At 66.4% G+C, this 21,784-nt stretch carries 19 protein-coding genes and 1 tRNA gene; 5 read left to right on the top strand and 15 right to left on the bottom strand.

The window, feature by feature from the left end; translation table 11 throughout:
• Nucleotides 1-12: 12 nt before the first annotated feature.
• The 6 genes from FB547_RS26725 to FB547_RS26750 all read right to left on the bottom strand — a co-directional run bounded on the left by FB547_RS26725 (nt 13) and on the right by FB547_RS26750 (nt 7,411).
• Nucleotides 13-1,161, bottom strand: a complete 1,149-nt coding sequence (locus FB547_RS26725) for a PilT/PilU family type 4a pilus ATPase (protein ID WP_145746660.1) — start codon at nt 1,159-1,161, stop codon at nt 13-15.
• Between the two features lie 34 nt (nt 1,162-1,195).
• Nucleotides 1,196-2,029 (bottom strand): 2,3,4,5-tetrahydropyridine-2,6-dicarboxylate N-succinyltransferase, encoded by an 834-nt coding sequence (dapD, locus tag FB547_RS26730; RefSeq protein ID WP_145746661.1) that lies wholly within the window; start codon nt 2,027-2,029, stop codon nt 1,196-1,198.
• Between the two features lie 44 nt (nt 2,030-2,073).
• A complete protein-coding gene (gene dapC / locus FB547_RS26735) occupies nt 2,074-3,285 on the bottom strand; it encodes a succinyldiaminopimelate transaminase (RefSeq protein WP_145746662.1) in 1,212 nt (403 codons plus the stop codon).
• Between the two features lie 74 nt (nt 3,286-3,359).
• Nucleotides 3,360-3,998, bottom strand: a complete 639-nt coding sequence (locus FB547_RS26740) for a LysE family translocator (RefSeq protein WP_145746663.1) — start codon at nt 3,996-3,998, stop codon at nt 3,360-3,362.
• A 37-nt stretch (nt 3,999-4,035) separates the two neighbouring features.
• Nucleotides 4,036-5,382 (bottom strand): amino-acid N-acetyltransferase, encoded by a 1,347-nt coding sequence (argA, locus tag FB547_RS26745; RefSeq protein WP_145746664.1) that lies wholly within the window; start codon nt 5,380-5,382, stop codon nt 4,036-4,038.
• Between the two features lie 40 nt (nt 5,383-5,422).
• Nucleotides 5,423-7,411, bottom strand: a complete 1,989-nt coding sequence (locus FB547_RS26750; RefSeq protein ID WP_145746665.1) for an AAA family ATPase — start codon at nt 7,409-7,411, stop codon at nt 5,423-5,425.
• A gap of 308 nt (nt 7,412-7,719) precedes the next feature.
• Between FB547_RS26750 and hrpA the strand changes: the two genes are divergently transcribed.
• Nucleotides 7,720-11,661, top strand: coding sequence for an ATP-dependent RNA helicase HrpA (gene hrpA / locus FB547_RS26755; protein WP_410000819.1), 3,942 nt, complete (start codon nt 7,720-7,722; stop codon nt 11,659-11,661).
• A 77-nt stretch (nt 11,662-11,738) separates the two neighbouring features.
• Here hrpA and FB547_RS26760 read toward each other — a convergent pair whose 3' ends face one another.
• The 6 genes from FB547_RS26760 to lptF all read right to left on the bottom strand — a co-directional run bounded on the left by FB547_RS26760 (nt 11,739) and on the right by lptF (nt 16,876).
• Entirely contained in the window at nt 11,739-11,897 is a 159-nt protein-coding gene (locus FB547_RS26760) for a DUF3309 family protein (protein WP_124959571.1), read from the bottom strand.
• Nucleotides 11,898-12,031: 134 nt separating this feature from the next.
• On the bottom strand, nt 12,032-13,207 hold the full coding sequence (locus FB547_RS26765) for a pyridoxal phosphate-dependent aminotransferase (RefSeq protein ID WP_145746667.1): 1,176 nt from the start codon (nt 13,205-13,207) through the stop codon (nt 12,032-12,034).
• Nucleotides 13,208-13,245: 38 nt separating this feature from the next.
• On the bottom strand, nt 13,246-14,187 hold the full coding sequence (locus FB547_RS26770; RefSeq protein WP_145746668.1) for a CysB family HTH-type transcriptional regulator: 942 nt from the start codon (nt 14,185-14,187) through the stop codon (nt 13,246-13,248).
• A 63-nt stretch (nt 14,188-14,250) separates the two neighbouring features.
• On the bottom strand, nt 14,251-14,625 hold the full coding sequence (locus FB547_RS26775) for a sirohydrochlorin chelatase (RefSeq protein WP_145746669.1): 375 nt from the start codon (nt 14,623-14,625) through the stop codon (nt 14,251-14,253).
• Between the two features lie 5 nt (nt 14,626-14,630).
• Complete coding sequence (gene lptG, locus FB547_RS26780) at nt 14,631-15,740, bottom strand: LPS export ABC transporter permease LptG (protein WP_145746670.1); 1,110 nt, start codon at nt 15,738-15,740, stop codon at nt 14,631-14,633.
• A complete protein-coding gene (gene lptF / locus FB547_RS26785; RefSeq protein ID WP_145746671.1) occupies nt 15,737-16,876 on the bottom strand; it encodes an LPS export ABC transporter permease LptF in 1,140 nt (379 codons plus the stop codon). The genes lptG and lptF overlap by 4 nt, the downstream gene beginning before the upstream one ends.
• 21 nt (nt 16,877-16,897) lie before the next feature.
• Here lptF and FB547_RS26790 point away from each other — a divergent pair, with 21 nt between their 5' ends.
• The 4 genes from FB547_RS26790 (at nt 16,898) to FB547_RS26805 (ending at nt 20,599) form a co-directional block, all read left to right on the top strand.
• Complete coding sequence (locus tag FB547_RS26790) at nt 16,898-18,409, top strand: leucyl aminopeptidase (RefSeq protein WP_145746672.1); 1,512 nt, start codon at nt 16,898-16,900, stop codon at nt 18,407-18,409.
• Nucleotides 18,406-18,849 (top strand): DNA polymerase III subunit chi, encoded by a 444-nt coding sequence (locus FB547_RS26795; RefSeq protein ID WP_145746673.1) that lies wholly within the window; start codon nt 18,406-18,408, stop codon nt 18,847-18,849. Before FB547_RS26790 ends, FB547_RS26795 begins: the two co-directional genes overlap by 4 nt.
• Nucleotides 18,849-19,259, top strand: coding sequence for a hypothetical protein (locus FB547_RS26800; protein ID WP_145746674.1), 411 nt, complete (start codon nt 18,849-18,851; stop codon nt 19,257-19,259). Before FB547_RS26795 ends, FB547_RS26800 begins: the two co-directional genes overlap by 1 nt.
• A 134-nt stretch (nt 19,260-19,393) precedes the next feature.
• Nucleotides 19,394-20,599, top strand: coding sequence for a branched-chain amino acid ABC transporter substrate-binding protein (locus FB547_RS26805; protein WP_145746675.1), 1,206 nt, complete (start codon nt 19,394-19,396; stop codon nt 20,597-20,599).
• 63 nt (nt 20,600-20,662) lie between these two features.
• On the opposite strand, the gene FB547_RS26810 is transcribed toward FB547_RS26805, so the two are convergent.
• The 3 genes from FB547_RS26810 to FB547_RS26820 all read right to left on the bottom strand — a co-directional run bounded on the left by FB547_RS26810 (nt 20,663) and on the right by FB547_RS26820 (nt 21,762).
• Entirely contained in the window at nt 20,663-21,055 is a 393-nt protein-coding gene (locus FB547_RS26810) for a response regulator (RefSeq protein WP_145746676.1), read from the bottom strand.
• Nucleotides 21,056-21,154: 99 nt separating this feature from the next.
• Entirely contained in the window at nt 21,155-21,511 is a 357-nt protein-coding gene (locus tag FB547_RS26815) for a hypothetical protein (RefSeq protein WP_145746677.1), read from the bottom strand.
• A gap of 160 nt (nt 21,512-21,671) precedes the next feature.
• Nucleotides 21,672-21,762: transfer RNA gene (locus FB547_RS26820), tRNA-Ser, on the bottom strand.
• Nucleotides 21,763-21,784: the final 22 nt, after the last annotated feature.

A 21,784-nucleotide genomic window follows, 5' to 3' on the forward strand; every position in this document is an offset into this window, starting at 1 on the left:
GGAAGGCTGTGTTCAGAACTTCACGTCAAGCGTGATGTCGGTGAAAGTAGGTTCGTCGACCTGGTCCGTCAGGTTGCGGTCTTCGGTCTTCTGCTTGGGCGCGGCGCGGTTCTGCAGCCGCCACATCAGGTTGGTGGGCGAGTCGGCCTGGGCCAGGCCTTCCTCGCGCGTCACGCGCTCTTCGGTGATGAGCCGGGCAATGTCTTCCTCGAAGGTCTGCGAGCCTTCGGCCATCGACTGCTCCATGGCTTCCTTGACGGCGGAGAAGTCGCCCTTTTCGATCAGCTCGGCCACCAGGGCCGTGTTGAGCATGACCTCGAGCGCCGGCACGCGGCCGCCGGTGGGCGTGCGCAGCAGCCGCTGCGACACGATGGCGCGCAGCGCCGATCCCAGATCGCCCAGCAGCGTGGGGCGCACCTCGACCGGGAAGAAGCTCAGGATGCGGTTGAGCGCGCGGTAGCTGTTGTTGGCATGCAGCGTGGCCACGCACAGGTGGCCCGACTGCGCATAGGCGATGGCGGCCGTCATGGTTTCGCGGTCGCGGATCTCGCCGATCTGGATCACGTCGGGCGCCTGGCGCAGCGCGTTCTTGAGCGCGACCTGCAGCGACTCGGTGTCGCTGCCCACATCGCGCTGGTTCACCAGCGACTTCTTGTTGGTGTAGGTGAACTCGATGGGTTCTTCCACCGTGAGGATGTGGCCCGTGGCGTGCTCGTTGCGGTAGTCGAGCATCGAGGCCAGCGTGGTGGTCTTGCCCGCGCCGGTCGCGCCCACCATCAGGATCAGGCCGCGCTTCTCCATGATGAGCGTCTTGAGGATGTCGGGCAGGTTCAGGTCGGCGAAGCTCGGGATGGTCGAGGCGATGTGCCGCACCACCACCGCATAGCTGCCGCGCTGGCGCATGGCGCTGATGCGGTAGTTGCCGGCGCCCTCGAGCATCACGGCCATGTTGAGTTCGCCTGTTCGCTCCAGCTCCTGGATGCGGGCTTCGGGCACCACCTCGGCCAGCAGCGCGAGCGGCGCGGCCGCCGGCAGGACCTGGGCGTTGATCGGCACGCAGGTGCCGTTGAGGCGGATCAGCACCGGGGAGTGCGCCGAGAGGTAGATGTCGGAGGCCTTGCGCTCGGCCATCAAACGAAGAATCCGCTCCATCATGTTCATCGGTCTCTCTCCTCGGGTGCTGTTGTTTTCTCGATCAGTCGCGCAGCAGGTCGTTCAGGCTGGTCTTGGAGCGCGTTTGCGCATCGACCGTCTTGACGATGATCGCCGCGTAGGTGCTGTAGTCCTGACCCGACTTGGTCTTCTTGGGCAGGTTGCCGCTGATGACGACGCTGCCGGCCGGCACGCGGCCGAAGGAAGTCTCTCCGGTGTCGCGGTTGAAGATCGGGGTGCTCTGGCCGAGGTACACACCCATGCCGAGCACCGAGTTTTCCTCGATCACCACGCCCTCGACCACTTCGGAGCGCGCGCCGATGAAGCAGTTGTCCTCGATGATGGTGGGGCCGGCCTGCAGCGGCTCGAGCACGCCGCCGATGCCGACGCCGCCCGACAGGTGCACATTGGCGCCGATCTGCGCGCACGAACCCACGGTGGCCCAGGTGTCGACCATGGTGCCTTCGCCCACGTAGGCGCCGATGTTCACGTAGGAGGGCATCAGGATCGCGCCCTTGGCGATGTAGCTGCCGCGGCGGGCCACGGCCGGCGGCACGATGCGAACGCCCGATTCCTTCAGCTCGTTGGCCGACAGGTGCGAGAACTTGGTGGGCACCTTGTCGTAGAAGCCCAGCGAACCGGCCTGCATCTGCTCGTTGTCCTTGAGGCGAAACGACAGCAGCACGGCCTTCTTGATCCACTGGTGCACGGTCCACTGGCCCACGCCTTCGCGGGTGGCGACGCGCAGCTTGCCGTTGTTGAGTTCGGAGATCACGTGCTCGACGGCATCGCGCACTTCGGCAGTGGCGGCGCTGGACGAGATGTTGGCGCGGTCTTCCCACGCGGCGTCGATGATTTGTTGCAGTTGCTGGGTCATGGAGAAAGTCTCGTGTGAAAAATGGGTGCGGGCGGAAAAGCGGATCAGCGGCGGGCGTCCTTGCAGAAGCGGACGATGCGCTGGGCGGCCTCCACGCATTCGGCTGTTTCGGCGACCAGTGCCATGCGGATGCGGCCGCGGCCGGGGTTGGCGCCGTGGGCGGTCTCTCGCGCCAGATAGCTCCCCGGCAGGACCGTCACATTGTATTGAGCGTAGAGCGCGCGGGCGAAGGCTTCGTCGTCGCCAGCCCACACTTCGGGAATGCCGGCCCAGAGGTAGAAGCTGGCATCGGGCAGGCGCACGTCGAGCACGGTTTCGAGCAGCGGCGTGACGGCCGCGAACTTGGCGCGGTACTGGGCGCGGTTGTCCACCACATGGGACTCGTCGCCCCAGGCCGCGATGCTGGCTGCGGCCACGGCGCCGCTCATGGCGCTGCCGTGATAGGTGCGATAGAGCAGGAACTTCTTGATGATGGCCGCGTCGCCCGCCACGAAGCCGCTGCGCAGGCCGGGCACGTTGCTGCGCTTGGACAGCGAGGTCAGCGCAATCAGGTTCCGGAAGTCGGGCCGGCCGAGCTTCACCGAGGCCTCGAGGCCGCTGAGCGGGGGCTCGTCGCGGAAGTAGATTTCGCTGTAGCACTCGTCCGCGGCAATCACGAAACCGTGGCGGTCCGACAGATCGAAGAGTCTTTTCCATTCGTCCAGCGACATCACCGCACCCGTCGGGTTGCCCGGCGAGCAGACGAACACCAGCTGCGTGCGGGCCCAGACGGCCTCGGGCACGCTGTCCCAGGCGACCGCGAAATTGCGCGCCGGCACGCTGGCCACGTAGTACGGCTCGGCGCCCGAAAGCAGGGCCGCGCCCTCGTAGATCTGATAGAACGGATTGGGCGACATCACCACCGGCTGCGGCGAGGCGGTGGGGTCGACCACGGTCTGCGCCAGCGAGAACAGGGCTTCCCGCGAACCATTGACAGGCAGCACCTGTGTGGCCGGGTCGAGGGTGAGGCTGTAGCGGGTTTTCAGCCAGTCGGTGAAGGCGCTGCGCAGAGCCAGGTCGCCCGCGGTCGCCGGGTAGGCGGCCAGCGCACCGAGGCCGGCGCTCAGGGCGTCCTTGATGAAGCCCGGCGTGGCGTGCTTGGGTTCGCCGATGCCCAGGCTGATGGCCGGGAACTCGGGGTTGGGCGTAGCGCCCGCGAACAGTTGCTTCAGCCGTTCGAAGGGATAGGGTTGCAACCGGGAAAGCAGGGGATTCATGCCCGGGATTATCGGTGACAGGTGTTATCGCTCCTGCCGAAGCGGCTACTGACAGCCATGACGGCCAGCAGGCGTCAGGCCGCGCTGCGCCGGTAGAAGGCCAGCGAACCCGCCAGCGCCAGCAGCATGCCGCCGCAGGCGCGGTCGATCCAGCGCGTGGCCGATGCCGTCAGCACCCGGATCGCGCGGGCGCCGACGAAGGCATAGCCCAGCATCACCAGCGTGTCGAGGCCGGCGAAGATCAAGGCAATGATCAGGTACTGCGGCGCCTGCGCGGCCGCCGGATCGATGAACTGCGGCAGGAGCGCCGAGCAGAAGATGTAGCCCTTGGGATTGGTCACCGCCACCAGGAAGGACTTGAAGAAGATGCGCCGGCTCTCGCCCGCCGTGACCGAAGCGGCAGAGTCCGCATCCGGCAGCTTGAAGCCTCCCTTGGAGCGCAGCATGCGCAACCCGAGCCAGGCCAGGTAGGCGGCGCCCACCCACTTGAGCATCGAGAACCAGAATTCCGAGGCCGCGAGCAGCGCACCAAGGCCAAGCGCCACGGCGCCGACCAGCACGAAGTCGGACAGCACCGCGCCGAGCATGCCCGGCAACGCCCGGCGCACGCCGTGGCGGGAGCCGTTGCTCAGCGCCAGCAGCACCGTGGGGCCGGGCGTGGCGATGGCGGTGAAGGCGACGAGGGCGAACAGCAGGGCGGTGGCGAGCGTCATGGCGGCGGGCTTCCTGGCGGGCTTCCTTCTTCCGGGTTCAGATCTTCTTGACCAGCACCTGGCTCTTGCGGTCCCAGTTGTACTTGCGCTTGCGGGCTTCGGGCAGCCAGTCGGGGTTGACCTGCTGGAAGCCGCGCTTGAGGAACCAGTGCATGGTGCGGGTGGTGAGCACGAAGATGCTTTCCAGGCCCATCGCCTTGGCGCGGTGCTCGATGCGCTTGAGGATACGTTCCCCGTCGCCCTGCGACTGCGACTGCGGCGAGACGGTGAGCGCGGCCATTTCGGCGGTCTTGGCTTCGGGATAGGGGTAGAGCGCCGCGCAGCCGAAGATCACGCCGTCGTGCTCGATGACCGTGTAGTGGCCCACGTCGCGCTCGATCTCGGTGCGGTCGCGCTTGACCAGCGTGCCGTCGCGCTCGAAGGGCTCGATCAGCTGCAGGATGCCGCCGATGTCGTCCACCGTGGCTTCGCGCAGGCTTTCGAGCTTCTCGTCGATCACCATGGTGCCGACGCCGTCGTGCACGTACACCTCCAGCAGCAGCGAGCCGTCCAGCGCAAAGGGCAAGATGTGGTTGCGCTCCACGCCGCCCTTGCAGGCCTTCACGCAGTGCTGCAGGTAGAAGGCGGTGTCGGTGGGCTTCTGCGGCGGCGGCAGCGATGCCAGCAGCTTCTCGGCCGCGGCGAGCGGCAGCTCGGTGTCGATGGGGTTGTCTTCGCTTTCCGGCAGTTCGCTGTCGATGCGGATGCCAGGGATCTCGGTCAGGAAGATCAGCTTGTCGGCCTGGATGGAGATGGCCACGCTGGTGGCGACTTCTTCCATCGTCAGGTTGAAGGCCTCGCCGGTGGGCGAGAAGCCGAAGGGCGAGATCAGCACCATGGCGCCGAAGTCGAGCGTGCGGCGGATGCCCACGGCATCGACCTTGCGCACCAGGCCCGAATGCTTGAAGTCCACGCCGTCGACCACGCCCACGGGACGCGCGGTGATGAAGTTGCCCGAGATCACGCGCACCGTCGATCCGGCCATCGGCGTGTTCGGCAGGCCCTGGCTGAAAGCGGCCTCGATCTCGTAGCGCAGCTGGCCGGCGGCTTCCTGGGCCGAGTCGAGCGCCACCTCGTCGGTGATGCGGATGCCGTGCGAATAGCGCGCCTCGTGCCCCTTGGCCGCGAGCTGCTCGTTGACCTGCGGGCGGAAGCCGTGCACCAGCACGATCTTGACGCCCATGCTCTGGATCAGCGCCAGGTCCTGTGCAATGTTCTGCAGCTTGCCCGCCGCGATCGCCTCGCCGGCCAGCGCGACCACGAAGGTCTTGCCGCGGTGCGTGTGGATGTAGGGCGCGACCGAGCGGAACCAGGGCACGAAGGTGAAGTTGAAAACGGTGGACATGGAGCGTGATTGTGCATTCTTGGAAGGCGCTTGGTGCAGCTCAGGCCATCGCACGCAGCAGGCGGGCGGCGCGAGTGGCCGCGCCAGGGCCGGCGCCGGGCTCGGGCGGCACCGGGCCGTCCGTCCTGCGGGCCCTGAAAGTGGCCAGCAGCGCGGCATAGGCGTCGGTCGAATCACCCGCGTCGGCCGGCAGGCCGAGCATTTCGGCCAGCTGCGCCGGTGCCACCGAGCCTTCGCGCACCAGGGCGTCCACCGCCGCCATGAAGGCCGGCGTGTGCGCCTCGAGCAGCGCCAGCGCACGCGCATGCTCCTGCGCCAGCAGCGCCTCGATTTCCGGGTTGGTGGCTTCCAGGTCGGTGTTGAGGTTGTCCTCGGCGTCGTTGGCCACATCGGTGCGGCTCAGCCGCGTGCCGAAGGCGAAATGGCGCACGTACTGCGCGGCGTAGGCGGTGGCCTGGCGAAAGTCCTGCGAGGCGCCCGAGGTGCAGGCCTGCGCACCGAACACCATCTGCTCGGCCGCGCGGCCCGCCAGGCTCACGCAGATGCGGTCGCGCAGGTTCTGGCGGGACCAGGCCTTGCGCTGCTCGTAGCTGTTGTAGCCGCCTTCGAAGGACGCGACGTTGATCTTGATCTCCTGCGGCGCGCGGCCGAAGAGCAGGCCGTAGGCCACGCCGTGGCCCGCCTCGTGCACCGCGAGCAGCGCGCGGAAGTCCTCGTTCGAGCGCTTCTTGAGCTGGTTGAGTTCGAGCGTGACCGGGAAGCGGCGCTGCGCCTTGCCCTTTCGATACCGCGCCACGATGCAGGACTTGTCCGCCGCCGCTTCCAGCGACAGCCACACCGGTTCGCCGCCGCCCGCGCCTTGCTCCAGCGCCCAGAGCGCGGCGTTGACGAGCGTTGCGCTCAGGATCGCATGGATCGACGAGAACAGCGGGCGCGTGCCCTGCGCCGGAAAGACCGCGTTGGCATAGATCTGCTCGTACACGCTCGACTCGAGCATGAAGCGCACGCCCGAGCTCTGGCGGATGTCTTCCACATAGCGGTCGCAGATCGACAGGATCAGCTGCACATAGGTGGCCCGGCTGAACGAGGGATAGATGACGTGGTTGTTGCCCAGCCGCGCAATCTGCTCGGGCTTGAAGCGCTCGGCCAGCGCCTTCTTGACGTCGATCAGCGAGAGCTTCTTCGTCAGTGCATGGAAGATGTCGGCGTCGGTGTCGCAGTCCTCCACGCGGCGCGCGGTCTCTGCGTACATCTCGTCGAGGTTGCCCGAGACGAACACCAGCAGCTTGCTGTAGTCGGTTTCCCAGCTTTGCTGCGAGTCGCGGAAGGCGCGCAGCCGTGCGTGCACCTCGGCCGGCTTCCAGGCCATGATCTGCAGCAGCGTGTCGGGCAGCTTGAGGCAGCGCTTGACTTCCTGCGCCTCCCAGGGCGCGAGGTGCAGCTTTCGCTTCTTCGCCTTCTTCTTGTCGGCCGGGCCGTCGCGGTCCTGCTCGTATTCGGCCTGGGCGAGCGAGGACTCGATCTCGCCGAGCATCGACAGCGCCGGCGGCAGCCGGCCGTCGGACAGCAGCGCCCAGACGTCCTGGTAGCGCTCGACCTTGGCGTCGTGGCCGTTGCCGTCGAGCGTGCGAAAGCGCTGGAACTCGTCGAGCACCAGGATGCCCGGCGTGCCTTCGTCGATGCCCGACTCGGCCAGCATGGCCGAGATCGAACCCCGGCTGCCGTAGCCCGAGCCGTGGCTGAAGCCGTCCATCTGTACCTCGATGAAGCGGTCGTAGAAGCCCAGGTGCTGCGCGAGCCGGCGCACCAGCTGCGTCTTGCCGGTGCCTGTGAGGCCCCAGAGGCACACGATGACCGGCCGGCTGATAAGTTGTGGCAGCACGTACCAGGCGCGCAGCGAATCGATCACGCGATCGATGATGTCGTCGATGCCGAAGAGCTCGGTCTTGAGCGCCTGGGCCACCGCCTGCAGATGGCGCGTCCGCTCGGACAGCGCTGCATGCAGGCCTGAATGAATGTCGTTGGACATGGAATTCTTGAGAAAAACAAAACTGAAATGAAGAAGCCGCCGCTCCCTCGCGGCGAGGAGGCAGCAAATGGCGGACGCTGCGGGAGGTCGGTTGCTGCGCTTCGGTCCTGGAAGCGAGCAGGCGTCCGGTGCGACGGACGCGCGGGCTTCTTCTTCAGGCCGGACGCGGCAACCCGACCCCGCCATGCACCGGGGCATGGCTTGCGCGGCGGTTGCGCAAAGTGAGGGGGGCGAGGAAGGAGGTCATGGGCGCAATCCTAGCGGGCGGGGCCGTCGGAGTAAAGACTATTTACTATGCGGGTGGCGCAATGGCCGCGCATTGTGGGAGGCGTGCAACAGCGGCGGCGCGCGCCGATAATGTGCGGTTTGCCTGCAGTGCCTTCCCGAACAGCCTTCCCTTGACGACCACGACACCTTCCGCCCCCTTGCGCATCGACTTTCCCGAATCGCTTCCCGTCTCCGGCCGGCGCGATGAAATCATGGCCGCCATTGCGGCGCACCAGGTGGTGATCGTCTGCGGCGAAACGGGCTCGGGCAAGACCACCCAATTGCCGAAGATCGCGCTGGCGCTCGGCCGCGGCAAGCTCAATGCGCCGCCGGGCCAGGGCCGGCTCATCGGCCATACGCAGCCGCGGCGCATTGCCGCCAGCTCGGTGGCCAAGCGCATTGCCGAAGAACTGAAGACGCCGCTGGGCGACGTGGTCGGCTTCAAGGTGCGCTTCCAGGACCGGCTGAGCCGCGACGCCTCGGTCAAGCTCATGACCGACGGCATTTTGCTGGCCGAGACGCAAACCGATCCGCTGCTCAAGGCCTACGACACGCTGATCATCGACGAGGCCCACGAGCGCTCGCTCAACATCGACTTCCTGCTCGGTTACCTGCGCGAGATTCTCCCGCGCCGGCCCGACCTGAAGGTGATCGTGACCTCGGCCACCATCGACGCCGAGCGCTTCGCGCAGCACTTTGCCTCGGCGAAAGGGCCAGCGCCGACCATCATGGTGTCGGGCCGCACCTTCCCGGTCGAGCAGCGCTACCGTCCCTTCGAGGAGTCGCGCGAGCACGATTTGAACGACGCCATTGCCGATGGCGTCGACGAGCTCTGGCGCGATCCGCACAATGCCGGCGACATCCTGGTCTTTCTGCCCGGCGAGCGCGAGATCCGCGAGGCGGCCGACCACCTGCGCCGCCATCTGAGCCACCAGCCGCTGTTTCGCAATGCCGAGGTGCTGCCGCTGTTCGCGCGGCTGTCGGGCCCCGAGCAGGACCGCATCTTCGACAGCCACACCGGCCGGCGCATCGTGCTGGCCACCAACGTGGCGGAAACCTCGCTCACGGTGCCGGGCATCCGCTACGTGATCGACACCGGCACGGCACGCGTGAAGCGCTACAGCTTCCGCAGCAAGGTAGAGCAACTGCTGGTCGAGCCGATCAGCCAGGCCGCGGCCAACCAGCGCGCAGGCCGCTGCGGCCGCGTGGCGAACGGCATTTGCATCCGCCTGTACGACGAGAAGGACTTTGCGGGCCGCCCGCGCTTCACCGATCCGGAAATCCTGCGCTCCTCGCTCGCGGGCGTGATCCTGCGCATGAAGTCGCTGCGCCTGGGCGACGTGGCGCGCTTTCCGTTTCTCGAGGCGCCGTCGCCGCGTGCGATCGCCGACGGCTACCAGCTGCTGAACGAACTCGGTGCGGTCGACGACGCCAACGAGCTCACCGCCACGGGCACCGAACTGGCCAGGCTGCCGCTCGATCCGCGCGTGGGCCGGATGATTCTTGAAGCCCGCACACGCGGTGCGCTCGAAGAGGTGCTGATCATTGCCTCGGCGCTCAGCGTGCAGGACGTGCGCGACCGCCCGATGGACGCGCAGCAGCAGGCCGACCAGGCGCACTCCAAGTTCGACGACGAGAAGAGCGAGTTCAGCGGCTACCTGCGGCTGTGGAAATGGATCGCCGATGCACGCGGCGGCCATGGAGACACTCACAAGCTCAGCAACCGCCAGTACGAGCAGCTGTTGCGCCAGAACTTCATCAACATCCGCCGCGTGCGCGAATGGCGCGACATCCATTCGCAGCTGCTCACGGTCGTGACCGAGCACAAGTGGCGCATCAATGCCGAGCCGGCCGGCTACGAGCCATTGCACCTGTCGATGCTCGCGGGCCTGCTCGGCAACGTCGGCTGGAAGCTGGAAGACGACGAGGCGTACCTGGGTGCGCGCGGCATCAAGTTCTACAAGCATCCGGGCGCGCACCTGAAGAAGAAGCCGGGCCGCTGGATCGTCGCGGCCGAACTGGTCGAGACCACGCGGCTCTTCGGCCGCGGCATCGCCAACATCGAGCCGCAGTGGCTCGAACAGGTGGCCGGCCATCTGCTGAAGAAGCAGCTGCTCGACCCGCACTGGGAGAAGAAGGGCGCGCAGGTTTCGGCGCTGGAGCGCGCAACGCTTTACGGCCTCGTGGTGTACAGCGGCCGCCGCGTCGATTTCACCAAGGTGGACCCGGTGGCGGCGCGCGAGATCTTCATCCGCGAAGCGCTGGTCGGCGGGCAGTGGGAAAGCAAGTTCCCGTTCCTCGCAGCGAATCGCAAGCTGGTGCGCGAGGTCGAAGGGCTGGAGCACAAGGCGCGCCGGCAGGACGTGCTGGTGGACGACGAACTGATCTTCGCCTTCTACGACGCGCAGTTGCCCGCCGACGTGGCAAGCGGCATCACGTTCGAGAACTGGTACCGCCATGCGTCGAGGGAGCAGCCGCGCCTGCTCTTCCTGACGCGCGAGGAGCTGATGCGCCACCAGGCGGCGGGCATCACCACGCAGTCCTTTCCGCCCACGCTGCGGCTGGGCGGCGTCGACTGCGCGGCCAGCTACCTGCACGAGCCGGGCGACGCGAAGGACGGCCTCACGGTCAGCGTGCCGCTCTTCGTTCTCAACCAGGTGAGCGAAGAACGCTGCGAATGGCTGGTGACGGGCATGCTCAAGGACAAGATCCAGGCACTGCTCAAGAGCCTGCCGCAGCGGCCGCGCTCGCGGCTGGTGCCGCTGCCCGAGTCTGCGGCAAAGCTCACGGAAGAGCTTTCGGCGCCCGAGGTGTTCGGCCATGGCTCGCTGACCGACGTGCTGCTCAAACGCGTGCGCGACGCAACGAGCATCGACGTCAAGCGTGCCGACTTCAAGCTCGACATGCTGCCGCCGCATCTGTTCATGAACCTGCGCATCGTGGACGAACACGGGCGCCAGCTGGGCATGGGGCGCAACCTGGGAGCGCTCAAGGCGGAGCTGGGGGCGCAGGCGCGCGGTGCTTTCCAGGCGCTGGCGGGCCTCAACGTCAAGGCATCGGCGGACCGCAAGCCCGCAGAAGCCGAAGGGCGCACGCCGGCAAAGGGTAATGCCGCCGCGCCGAGCCTGCCCGCAGGCCAGCGCTACACGAGCTGGAGCTTCGGCGAACTGCCCGAGCTGATGGAAGTGCGCCGCGGATCGCAATCGCTGATCGGATTTCCGGCGCTGCGCGACGAAGGCGATGCCGTCACCATCGAGGTGTTCGACGAGCCGGCCGTAGCCGCCGCGAAGCACCGCGCCGGGCTGCGCCGGCTGTTCGCACTGCAGCTGAAGGATGCGCTCAAATACCTCGAGAAGAACATCCCCGACCTGCAGAAGATGGCCGTGGCCTACATGCCGCTGGGTACCTCGGAGGAACTGCGCACGCAGATCATCGACGTGGCGATCGACCGGGCCTTTCTGCAGGAGCCGCTGCCGACCGACGAGTTCGCCTTCAAGCGCCGCTTCGAGGAGGGCCGCGGCCGGCTCACGCTGATCGCCAACGAGGTGGCGCGGCTGGCTTCGGCCATCCTGGCCGAGTACGCGGCCGCCGCGCGCAAGATCAAGGACACGAAGATCCAGCCCGAGTCCGTGCAGGACGCCGCGCAGCAGCTGCAGCGCCTGGTCGGCAAGCGCTTCATTGCCGACGCGCCCTGGACGCAGCTGCAGCATTTCGCGCGCTATCTCAAGGCCATCGTGCTGCGGCTCGACAAGCTGCGCAGCGACCCGGCGCGCGACACCGCCAAGCTGGCCGAACTGCGGCCGCAGGAGCAGCGCTATTGGCGGCTGGTGGCCGAGCGCAAGGGCGTCGTGGACGAACGCATGCTTGAATTCCGCTGGCTGCTCGAGGAGCTTCGCGTGAGCTTCTTCGCGCAGGAGCTGCGCACGCCGCAGCCGGTCAGCGTCAAGCGGCTGGACAAGGCCTGGGCCCAGCTGCAGGCCTGATCGGGATCGGCGGGCGACAAAAAAAAGAAGCCCGCTTCGCGCGGGCTTCCTTCAGGTGCCGGAACTGTCGGGCAGCGTCATATGCGGCCCATCAGCACCAGGATGATGATGATCAGCAGGACCAGGCCCAGCCCGCCGCTGGGCCAGTAGCCCCAGCTCCGGCTGTAGCCCCAGCTCGGCAGCGCACCGATCAGAAGCAATATCAGAACGATCAGCAGAATGAACGAGAGGGACATGCGTTTCTCCAGGGCCTTGTTGTTACGAGATCCATGCTCGATGTCAGGAGACCCGCGGCACGCCGGATAGCCGCTTCTTCGGTGGTCAGGGCTTTCCTACCGGTGTCGTCGGCATTCAAGCCGTGCGAGCCCGTTCAAAGCCGTGCGAGCCGATCCAGCGCCGCAATCAGCGTCTCGTCCTTCTTGGCGAAGCAGAAGCGGACCACGCGCTGGTCGAAACCATTGCCGTAGAACGCCGACAGCGGAATCGCCGCCACGCCGATCTCGCGCGTGAGCCACAGGCAGAACTCGGCTTCGGACAGCTCGCTCACCGCCGAGATGTCGACGCACTGGAAATAGCTGCCCTCGCTGCGCAGCAGCTTGAAGCGGGTCTTCCGGGCCAGGCCGGCGGCGAACAGGTCGCGCTTGCGCTGGTAGAACGCGGGCAGTTCGAGGTACGGCTTTGGCTCGGCCATGTACTGCGCAAGCGCATGCTGCATCGGCGTGTTGACGGTGAACACGTTGAACTGGTGCACCTTGCGGAATTCGGCCATCAGCGGCGCGGGCGCAGCCACGTAGCCGACCTTCCAGCCGGTGACGTGGTAGGTCTTGCCGAAGCTGCTCACGATGAAGCTGCGCGCCGCCAGGCCCGGGAAGCGCGCCACGCTTTCATGCTGTGCACCGTCGTAGACCATGTGCTCGTAGACCTCGTCGGCAATCACGAGCACGTCGGTCGGCGCGAGCAGTTCCTCGAGCTTGCGCATTTCGGCGGCGGTCCAGACCGTGGCGCTCGGGTTGTGCGGCGTGTTGACGATGATCGCCCGCGTGCGCGGCGTGAGTGCCGCGGCGATCTTGTCGAAGTCGGGGCGGAAGGTGCCGGGCACGAGCGGCACGCGCACCACGCGGCCGCCGGCGAGCTCGATGTTGGGCACGTAGCTGTCGTAGCAGGGCTCCAGAACGATCACCTCGTCGCCCGCGCGCACCACCGCAAGGATGGCGGTGATGATGGCCTGTGTTGCACCGGCGGTGACGGTGATCTCGTCGGCGGCGCTGTAGGCGTGGCCATAGAGCGCGGAGATCTTGTCGGCGATGGCTTCGCGCAATGCCGGGATGCCGGGCATAGGCGGGTACTGGTTGTGGCCCGCGGCCATGGCGGCCGTGACGTCTTCGAGCAGTTTCGGGTCGCAGTTGAAATCGGGAAAGCCCTGGCCGAGGTTCACCGCGTTCTTCTCTGCCGCGAGCGCGGACATCACAGTGAAGATGGTGGTGCCCACGGCCGGCAGCTTGGTTGCGATCTCCGGGGTGCGGGGGGAGGAAGGAAGGGCGCTCATGGTGGTGCTCGGAATCGGATTCGGAATCGGGATCTGGATCAAAGTTCGTAGTCTTGCTGGTGGCCGCTCAGGGCCTTGGCAATCAGGTTGCGGTCGAGCCGGTCGGACAGCAGCTCGGCAAACTTGAAGACGAAGTTGCGCAGGTAGGCGCTGCGCTTGAAGGCCACGCGCGCGATGTTCTGGCCGAACACGTGGCCCATCGGGCGCACCACGAGATCGGCGTTCGATTCGTCGCGGACCGCCATCTCGGCCACGATGCCCACGCCGAGGCCCAGGCGCACGTAGGTCTTGATCACGTCGGAGTCGATCGCCTCGAGCGCGATGCGCGGCGTGAGCTTCTTCTGCGCAAAGGCATGGTCGATGCGCGTGCGGCCGGTGAACGACGGGTGGTAGGTGATGATGGGTTCGTGCGCCAGGTCTTCGAGCGAGATGCGCTCCTTGGCCGCAAGCGGATGGTCCTTGGGCAGCACCAGCACGTGCTGCCATTCGTAGCAGGGCAGGGTCACGAGCTCGGTGTAATCCGAGAGCGATTCGGTGGCGATGCCCACCTCGGCGATCTCGTCGATCACCATGCGCGCGACCTGGTCGGGCGAACCCTGGTGCAGGCTCACGTTGACCTTGGGGTAAGCCTCGCGCAGCCTGGCCACCGGCACCGGGAGCACGTAGCGCGCCTGTGTGTGGGTGGTGGCGATCGAGAGGGTGCCGCTGTCCTGCGCACTGAACTGCTCGCCGATGCGCTTGAGGTTGCCGACTTCGCGCATGATCAATTCGATGCTCGCGATGACGTGCTGGCCCGGCTCGGTGACCCGCTTCAGGCGCTTGCCATGGCGCGCGAAGATCTCGACGCCAAGCTCTTCCTCGAGTTCGATGATCGCCTTGGACACGCCCGGCTGCGAGGTGTGCAGCGCCTTCGCCGCCTCCGTCAGGTTCAGGTTGCGCCGCACGGCTTCCTGAACAAACTTGAACTGGTGCAGATTCATATCAAATTCCGTCTTATTACGGAATTCATTATGCCTTCGGAGTCTATGGAAATGGCTGCAAGTTCAAGATTTGCTTGCAATTCTGGCCAGCAAATCGACCAGTTCGGGCTCTTCGCCAACGATGCCGGCCAGTTGGAAGTCGACGTGCGGCCAGGCCTGGCGCAGCGCATCCACCTGCAGCGGCAGGTCTTCGCGGGCATGCTTGCCCATGCCGAGGAAGAGCGGAACCACCCGAAGCGCCTTGGCGCCACTGGCAATCAGGGCCGCGGCGGCCGTGCGCAGGTCGGGCGCCGCAAGCTCCATGTAGGCGCAGACCACGCGGGCCTGCGGATCGAGCGCCGTGACGCGCGCTGCCACCGCCTCGATGGGTTCGCGCCAGCGCTCGTCGCGCGAACCATGCGCCAGCAGCACGATGCCTCTTGCGTTCCCCATTGCCATCTTCGCTACCTTCGGAGCACCAGCCAGCTGAAGGCGGCAAGCGACATCACCGAATAGATGAGTCCGGGCGCCGCCGCCGTCAGCCATGGCGACCAGTTGCTCAGGTTGCCGAGGTAGCCGAACACGTTGTTCAGCAGGAAGAAGCTGATGCCGATCATCACGCCGCCGAACACGTAGGTGGTGATGCCGGCCTGGCGGAAGTGCAGGTAGGCGAAGGGCAGGGCGAGCACCACCATCACCAGGCATGAGAGCGGGTAGAAGACCTTGCGCCAGAACTGGATCTCGTAGCGCTGCGCGGTCTGGCCGTTGGCCTCCAGGTGCCGGATGTAGTCGAACAGGTCGATGGTGCCCATGCGGTCGGGCCGCAGCAGCGCCACCGACACCATTTCGCTGGTCAGCGTGGTCGGCCAGTCGAGCTGCGGCACCTTGGTGGTCACGATGCGGGCCTTTTCCGCGGAGGCGCGCGTCTCGTAGTCCTGCAGTTCGACGTCCGACAGTTGCCAGTGGTCGTCGAAGATGTGCGCCGATGACGCGACGAGCTGCTTGCGCACATAGCCGTTGGCATCGAACTCGAAGATGCGCGCATTCTTGAGCGAGCCGTCGCGGGCGATGGACAGCACGTTGACCGCATAGGACACGTTCTCGCGCTTTTCCTTGAGCCAGGCGCCCGTGTTGCCGACCAGCGAGTAGGAGCCCTGGTAGCGGGACTTGAGCAGCTGGCCGGTGCGCTCGGACGCCGGTGCGATGTAGTCGCCGATGGCAAAGGTCAGAAAGACGAAGCCCACGCCCAGCAGCAGCAGGGTGCGCAGGGCGCGCCAGGGCCCCAGGCCGCTGGTGCGAAGGATGGTGTATTCCGAGCTTTGCGCAAGGCGCGCCATCACGAAGATGCAGCCGATCAGCACCGTGATCGGGAGCAGTTCGTAGAGGTGGCTCGGAATCAGCAGGGTCACGTAGATCAGTGCCTGCGCGGGGCCGTAGGCAAGGCTTTCGGGTCGGCCGATCGACTGCAGCTCGTCGACGAAGTCGAAGAAGAAAAACAGGCTCAGGAAGCCGAGGGTCACGAAAGCCACGGCCTTCAGTGCCTCGACATAGATCAGGCGTCGGATTGTTTTCACGAGGTCGGGTCGATTTTCGAGGGTGGCGAAGGCGGCAGGCCACCGGCCATGACGTGCTCGGTCCTGCGCCTGCGGCCCCAGTTGTTGTTGCGCAGGAGCAGCCATGCAACGCCGATCAGCAGGACGCCGCCGTGCAGCAGCAGCATGAACGAGCCCATGCCGAAGCGCCCGGAACTGATCCAGCTCTGGCCCAGGTTGAGCATGTTGTAGTAGACGACGAAGGCGAACAGCGCGAACAGCAGGTTGCCGCTTCGCCCCACGCGCGGGTTGACGCTCGACACCGTCAGCGCCAGCAGCACGAAATTGATGGCCGCCAGCAGCATGCCGATGCGCCAGGCCAGTTCGCCGCGGCTGGCGTCGCCGGGCTCGCGCAGCAGCTGAAGCGTGGGCTTGGCGCGCGCGGGCGTGTTGTCCGCGGAGAAGTCGGAGGTGCTGCCGGCCCGGGTGCCGTAGGTCTCGAATTCGCTGATCTTGAGCCCCGCGGTGGGCAGCAGGGGCCGCTCGAGCCGCTGCCCGTTGCTCAGCATCAGGAAGCGGTTGTTGCCGACGTTCTCGATGCGTCCGCTGCGCGCCGAGGTCGTGATCTGCAGGCCGCGCTCGACCGCCCAGATGAACACGTTGGTGGCCGTGGCGCCATCCGGCGTGTCCTTGTCGATGAAGAAGACCCGCATGCGCCCGGACGATTCGCGGAATTCGCCCGGCGTGACCCGCTCGATGTCGCTGCGCCCTTCATATTGCGCCCGCATGCCGATGGTCTGCGAATTGGCCCAGGGCCAGCCCAGCAATGCCATCACCGCGATCAGCACCAGAACCGGCCAGGCAAAACGGAACAGCGGCTCGACGAAATCGGCCAGGCCCCGTCCGCTGGAAAACCAGATCACCATCTCGCTGTCGCGGTACATGCGCGACAAGGTGCCGACAATGGCGATGAACAGGCTCAGGCTCAGGATGGTCGGCATGTAGCCGAGCACCGTGTACGTCATCACCAGGAACACTTCGGACGGGTTCACGCTGCCCTTGGAGGCGAGCCCGAGCGTGCGGATGAGCATCATGGTCATCACGATGGTGACCAGGACCACGAGGGTCGCTCCGAAGCTGCGCGACAGCTCCTTGCGTAGGGAAGAATGGAATAACATCGTTCGAGGAAAAAAAGGATTATGGACTTTCAGCTCAAGACCCTCACCGTCGCCCGCGCCGCGGCCGAAAAAACCGACGTGCTGATCGTGCTCGTCGGCAGCGCCCCCCTCACGGCCAAGGACCCCCTGTCCGCGCTGATTGCCAGCGCCCGCAAGGCCGGCGACCTGCCCGACAAGGCCGGCAAGCTGCTCGCGCTCTACCATCCCGACGAAGTGGTGGCCTCGCGCGTGGTGCTGGCCGCCATTGGCGACGGCAAGCCCGCCTCGGTGCGCAGCGGCGTCATCGCGGCGGTCAATGCAGCCAAGGCCTACGGGCCCAAGCGGTTGGTCCTGGTGTTCGCGCAACATGCCGACGGCGCGGCCGTGGCGTGCGCCGTCGCGGCCGCAGCCGACGCCAGCTACGTCTACACCACCACCAAGTCGAAAGCCTCCAACGGCGAAGGAGGCCGCAGCATCCGCCACCTGACGCTCGGCGTGGCCGACGCGGCGGCGGTCGACAAGGCCTTCGGCGAAGCCCGTGCCACGGTGTCCGGCGTCGAGCTCGCCAAGGAGTGGGGCAACCGGCCTGGCAATTACTGCACGCCCACCTTGCTGGCCGAGGCGGCCAAGGAACTCGGCAAGCTGCCCCGCGTCAAGTGCGAGGTGCTGGGCCCCAAGGAAGTGCACAAGCTCGGCATGGGCTCGTTCGAGGCCGTGGCGCAGGGCTCGGCCGAGCCGCTGCGCTTCATCGTGCTGCGCTACCAGGGCGGACCCAAGGACCAGGCGCCCGTGGTGCTGGTCGGCAAGGGCATCACCTTCGACACCGGCGGCGTCTCGCTCAAGCCGGCGGCCGAAATGGACGAGATGAAGTTCGACATGTGCGGCGCGGCCAGCGTGCTCGGCACCTTCCGCGCGCTCGGAGAAATCCAGCCGGCCATCAACGTGGTGGGCCTCGTGCCCTCCTGCGAGAACATGAACGACGGCCGCGCGATCAAGCCCGGCGACGTGGTGACCAGCATGAGCGGCCAGACCATCGAAGTGCTCAATACGGACGCCGAGGGTCGGCTCATCCTGTGCGATGCGCTCACCTATGCCAAGCGCTTCGAGCCCGCGGCCGTGATCGACATCGCCACGCTCACCGGCGCCTGCGTGGTGGCGCTGGGCGGCGTGCGCAGCGGCCTGTTCACCACCGACGATTCGCTGGCCGAGGCGCTCCAGTCAGCCGGCGAGCAGTCGCAGGACCGCTGCTGGCGGTTGCCGCTGGACGACGAATATGCCGAGGGCCTGAAGAGCAACTTCGCCGATGTCGCCAACGTGGCCGGCCGTGCCGGCGGCGCGATCACCGCGGCCAAGTTCCTGCAGCGCTTTGCCGGCGACTTCGCCTGGGCCCACCTGGACATCGCGGGCACGGCCTGGAAGAGCGGGGCGGCCAAGGGCTCGACCGGTCGGCCCGTGGGGCTGCTGGTCGCCTATCTGATGGAACGCGCGCGCAGCGGCGCGGCCCCGGCCGCATCGCCCAAGAAGGCGGTGCGCAAGGCCCGGTCCGCGCAGTGACGGAAATCGGCTTTCACTTCAATCTGCCGGACAAGGCGAACTACGCCTGCCGGCTGGTGCGCAAGGCTGTGAGCGTGCGCGGCTTGCGGGTGGTCGTGGTGGGCGAGCCGCAGGTGCTGGAAGCGGTCGATGCGGCGCTCTGGCAGCTCTCGCCCTGCGACTTCATCGCGCATTGCCGCGGCGATGCGCAGCCCCACCTGGTGGCGCGCTCGCCGGTCATTCTTTGCGCCGAGGGCACGGATGCCGCGGGCCTCGCGCACCGCGAGATGCTGGTCAATCTCGGGCCCACGGTGCCCGTCGGCTTCGAGCGCTTCGAGCGCCTGGTCGACATCGTGAGCAACGAGGCCGACGATCGGCAGATCGGCCGCTCGCGCTGGCGCCACTATGCCGACCGGGGCTATTCGATCCAGCCGCACGACTTTGCAAGGAGCGCTTCCTGATGGCCAGCACGCTGCGCACGCCGCCCCGGTTCGTCCCCACGCTGACCACGGTGCTCGACCTGCCGGCCGAGCCCCTGGGCGCCGCCGAGGCGGCCAAGCCCGCCAGCGCGCCGCCGCCACCAGCGGTCGACCCCGCCGAGGCCGTGGCATTGCCTCCGGCCGAGCAGCGCTCCGAGGCCGAAATCGTCCGGCTCGAGGAGCAGCTTCTGCACCGCGTCCTGCAGCGCGTCGACCTGTCCCTGGAAGAGCGCCTGAGCGACACGGTCTCTGCCGCCGTGCAGCAGCAACTCGATGCGATGGTGCCTCGGCTACGCGAGGAAATCGAGGCCGTGCTGCGCGCCTTGGTGATCGAGGCCATGGCCGCCGAGCTCTCTGAAAACACAGGGTCTACGCCAGCTTCCGGCGCATAAAGCTTCAGCTAAACTGCGCGCCAGGTCGATGGGCGGGAGGGTGCCGCTGGTCTGCGGCGCGAAACTTGCGAGGTCTTCGCGCCCGGATCACACGACCGGTTTTTGGTTTATTCATCAATGTTCTGGAGGTTCTCATGCAATTGAAATGGACTGCGGTCGCACTGGCTGCTCTCACGCTTGTGGCTTGCGGCAAGAAAGAAGAAGCTGCTGCTCCCGCCGCTCCGGCGCCCACGGCAGCGGCCCCCGCACCTGCAGCGCCTCCGGCAGACGCATTGATCGTCAAGATCGGCCACGTCGGCCCCACCAGCGGCGCCATTGCCCACCTTGGCAAGGACAACGAGTTCGGCGCCAAGATGGCCATCGAAGACCTCAATGCCAAGGGCCTCAAGATCGGCGACAAGGTTGCCAAGTTCGAACTGCTGGCAGAAGACGACGCCGGCGATCCAAAGCAAGGCACCGCAGTGGCCCAGAAGCTGGTCGACAGCAAGGTCAACGGCATCGTCGGCCACCTGAATTCGGGCACGACCATTCCCGCTTCCAAGCTCTACAGCGACGCTGGCATTCCGCAGGTCTCGCCGTCGGCAACCAACCCCAAGTACACGCGCCAAGGCTTCAAGACCACGTTCCGCGTGGTGGCCGACGACACGCAACTCGGCGGTACGCTGGGCAAGTACGCCGTCGAAACGCTCAAGGGCAAGAACATTGCCGTGATCGACGACCGCACGGCCTACGGCCAGGGCGTTGCCGAAGAGTTCGAGAAGGCGGCCAAGGCTGCCGGCGGGACCATCGTCGGCCACGAATTCACCACCGACAAGTCGACCGACTTCAACGCCATCCTGACCAAGCTCAAGGCTGCCAAGCCCGACGTGCTGTTCTTCGGCGGCATGGACGCCGTGGGCGGCCCGATGCTCAAGCAGGTCAAGCAGCTCGGCCTGAACGTCAAGTTCATGGGCGGCGACGGCCTGTGCACCGGCGAACTGCCGAAGCTGGCTGGCGATGCGATCGGCGAAGAGATGGTGGTTTGCGCCGAAGCCGGCGGTGTGGACGGCGACTTCAAGCAGCCGCTGGAAGACTTCAAGGCCAGGTTCAAGGCCAAGAACGGCGTGGAAGTCCAGATCTACGCACCGTACGTCTACGACGCGGTCAACGTGCTGGCCGAAGCCATGGTCAAGGCCGGTTCTGCCGATCCTGAAAAGTACCTGCCCGAAGTCGGCAAGGTGCAATACAAGGGCGTGACCGGCCCGATCGCCTTCGACGAAAAGGGCGACATCAAGAACGGCGCGCTGACGCTCTTCACCTACAAGGGTGGCGTGCGTACGCAGATCGCCGTGGTTCGCTGATCCAGGCGGGCAAAAGAAAAAAGGGCCTTCGGGCCCTTTTTTTGTGCCTGCCGGCGGCGCTTTTCAGGCCAGCGTTGCGAACCCCGAGGGCCGGTCGGTGTTGCAGTATTCGATGAAGGCGTCGAGATCGCGCGACTTGTCGAATACTGCATCGGCACCCAGCGCTTCGCAGCGGGCGCGGATGTCGGCGGTGACGTAGTTGCTCAGCACCACGACGCGCTGGCCCGGACCGCGCACCTTGCAGCCCGAGAGCACGCCCAGGCCGGAGCCTTCCTTCAGGAACAGGTCGACGATGAGCAGTTGCCAGTCATGGGGATGAAGGGCGAGCCAGGCGAGCGCGTCCGTTTCGGTTTCGGCAAAGCCGACGACCTGGCCATTGACCAAATCTTCGAGGGCCGGGACCAGATTGTCCCTGATGGTCTTGTTGTCCTCGACGAGGAACGTGATGAGGGCCATGCCGTGGTTTCGTTCTGAGAACCAATAGCGTAGCGTGCCGGACGCGGCCGCAGCGTAGGAGAAGGGAGACGGACAGCGCGTTCTGGCGCGGCGCTGCGCTCAGTGCTTGTTGTCGGAACGGATCCTTGCCTTGAGCTCTTCGGCCAGTGCCTGGCTTTCATCGCGCTCGGCGGTCACTTCGAGGCGCTTCTCGATTTCCTCGCTCAATGCCGCGTTGACCTCGGCCAGCTTCTCGGCCGACTTGGCGAGCTTCGCTTCCAGCTGCCCGGTCTGCTCGATGGCCTGTGCCACTTCGCCAACCTGCACCTCGTCCGGCAACTCCTGTTCGAGCACCGTGTTCACGACCGCGAGATTGTCCGAGGCGCGCTGCACATCGGCAGCCACTTCTTCGCTCTTCTTGAGCGTCTTGTCGAGCGACGTCTTGCCGCGCGGCGCGGTGGGGGACTGTCCAGCCATCGAGGCTCCTCCTTTTGCAGGCTTGAAAGTAGAACCTTTGGATGGTACCGCCAGACAACCCCGTTGATTCCGTCGTTGTGCCGGCCCAACGCCTCCACACCCCGCGAGCGGCCGGCAAACAAAAAGCCCCGGCAGCTGGGCAGCTACCGGGGCCATAGTTTGGCGGAGCAGGCGGGATTCGAACCCGCGGAGGGCTATTAACCCTCACACGCTTTCCAGGCGTGCGACTTAAACCGCTCATCCACCGCTCCTGAGCCCTCGATTGTAGCAGTC

The organism is Variovorax beijingensis, from assembly GCF_007828835.1.
In the GTDB taxonomy this organism is placed as follows: domain Bacteria; phylum Pseudomonadota; class Gammaproteobacteria; order Burkholderiales; family Burkholderiaceae_C; genus Variovorax; species Variovorax beijingensis_A.

What these genes read in the sequence shown, in the direction of transcription:
- FB547_RS26775 (WP_145746669.1), bottom strand. Translation starts at nt 14,625, where the DNA reads ATGGCAATGGGGAACGCAAGAGGCATCGTGCTGCTGGCGCATGGTTCG.
- FB547_RS26750 (WP_145746665.1), bottom strand. Translation starts at nt 7,411, where the DNA reads ATGTCCAACGACATTCATTCAGGCCTGCATGCAGCGCTGTCCGAGCGG.
- FB547_RS26760 (WP_124959571.1), bottom strand. Translation starts at nt 11,897, where the DNA reads ATGTCCCTCTCGTTCATTCTGCTGATCGTTCTGATATTGCTTCTGATC.
- FB547_RS26770 (WP_145746668.1), bottom strand. Translation starts at nt 14,187, where the DNA reads ATGAATCTGCACCAGTTCAAGTTTGTTCAGGAAGCCGTGCGGCGCAAC.
- FB547_RS26740 (WP_145746663.1), bottom strand. Translation starts at nt 3,998, where the DNA reads ATGACGCTCGCCACCGCCCTGCTGTTCGCCCTCGTCGCCTTCACCGCC.
- dapD (WP_145746661.1), bottom strand. Translation starts at nt 2,029, where the DNA reads ATGACCCAGCAACTGCAACAAATCATCGACGCCGCGTGGGAAGACCGC.
- argA (WP_145746664.1), bottom strand. Translation starts at nt 5,382, where the DNA reads ATGTCCACCGTTTTCAACTTCACCTTCGTGCCCTGGTTCCGCTCGGTC.
- FB547_RS26800 (WP_145746674.1), top strand. Translation starts at nt 18,849, where the DNA reads ATGGCCAGCACGCTGCGCACGCCGCCCCGGTTCGTCCCCACGCTGACC.
- hrpA (WP_410000819.1), top strand. Translation starts at nt 7,720, where the DNA reads ATGGCCGCGCATTGTGGGAGGCGTGCAACAGCGGCGGCGCGCGCCGAT.
- FB547_RS26815 (WP_145746677.1), bottom strand. Translation starts at nt 21,511, where the DNA reads ATGGCTGGACAGTCCCCCACCGCGCCGCGCGGCAAGACGTCGCTCGAC.
- lptF (WP_145746671.1), bottom strand. Translation starts at nt 16,876, where the DNA reads ATGTTATTCCATTCTTCCCTACGCAAGGAGCTGTCGCGCAGCTTCGGA.
- FB547_RS26790 (WP_145746672.1), top strand. Translation starts at nt 16,898, where the DNA reads ATGGACTTTCAGCTCAAGACCCTCACCGTCGCCCGCGCCGCGGCCGAA.
- FB547_RS26725 (WP_145746660.1), bottom strand. Translation starts at nt 1,161, where the DNA reads ATGAACATGATGGAGCGGATTCTTCGTTTGATGGCCGAGCGCAAGGCC.
- FB547_RS26765 (WP_145746667.1), bottom strand. Translation starts at nt 13,207, where the DNA reads ATGAGCGCCCTTCCTTCCTCCCCCCGCACCCCGGAGATCGCAACCAAG.
- dapC (WP_145746662.1), bottom strand. Translation starts at nt 3,285, where the DNA reads ATGAATCCCCTGCTTTCCCGGTTGCAACCCTATCCCTTCGAACGGCTG.
- FB547_RS26810 (WP_145746676.1), bottom strand. Translation starts at nt 21,055, where the DNA reads ATGGCCCTCATCACGTTCCTCGTCGAGGACAACAAGACCATCAGGGAC.
- FB547_RS26805 (WP_145746675.1), top strand. Translation starts at nt 19,394, where the DNA reads ATGCAATTGAAATGGACTGCGGTCGCACTGGCTGCTCTCACGCTTGTG.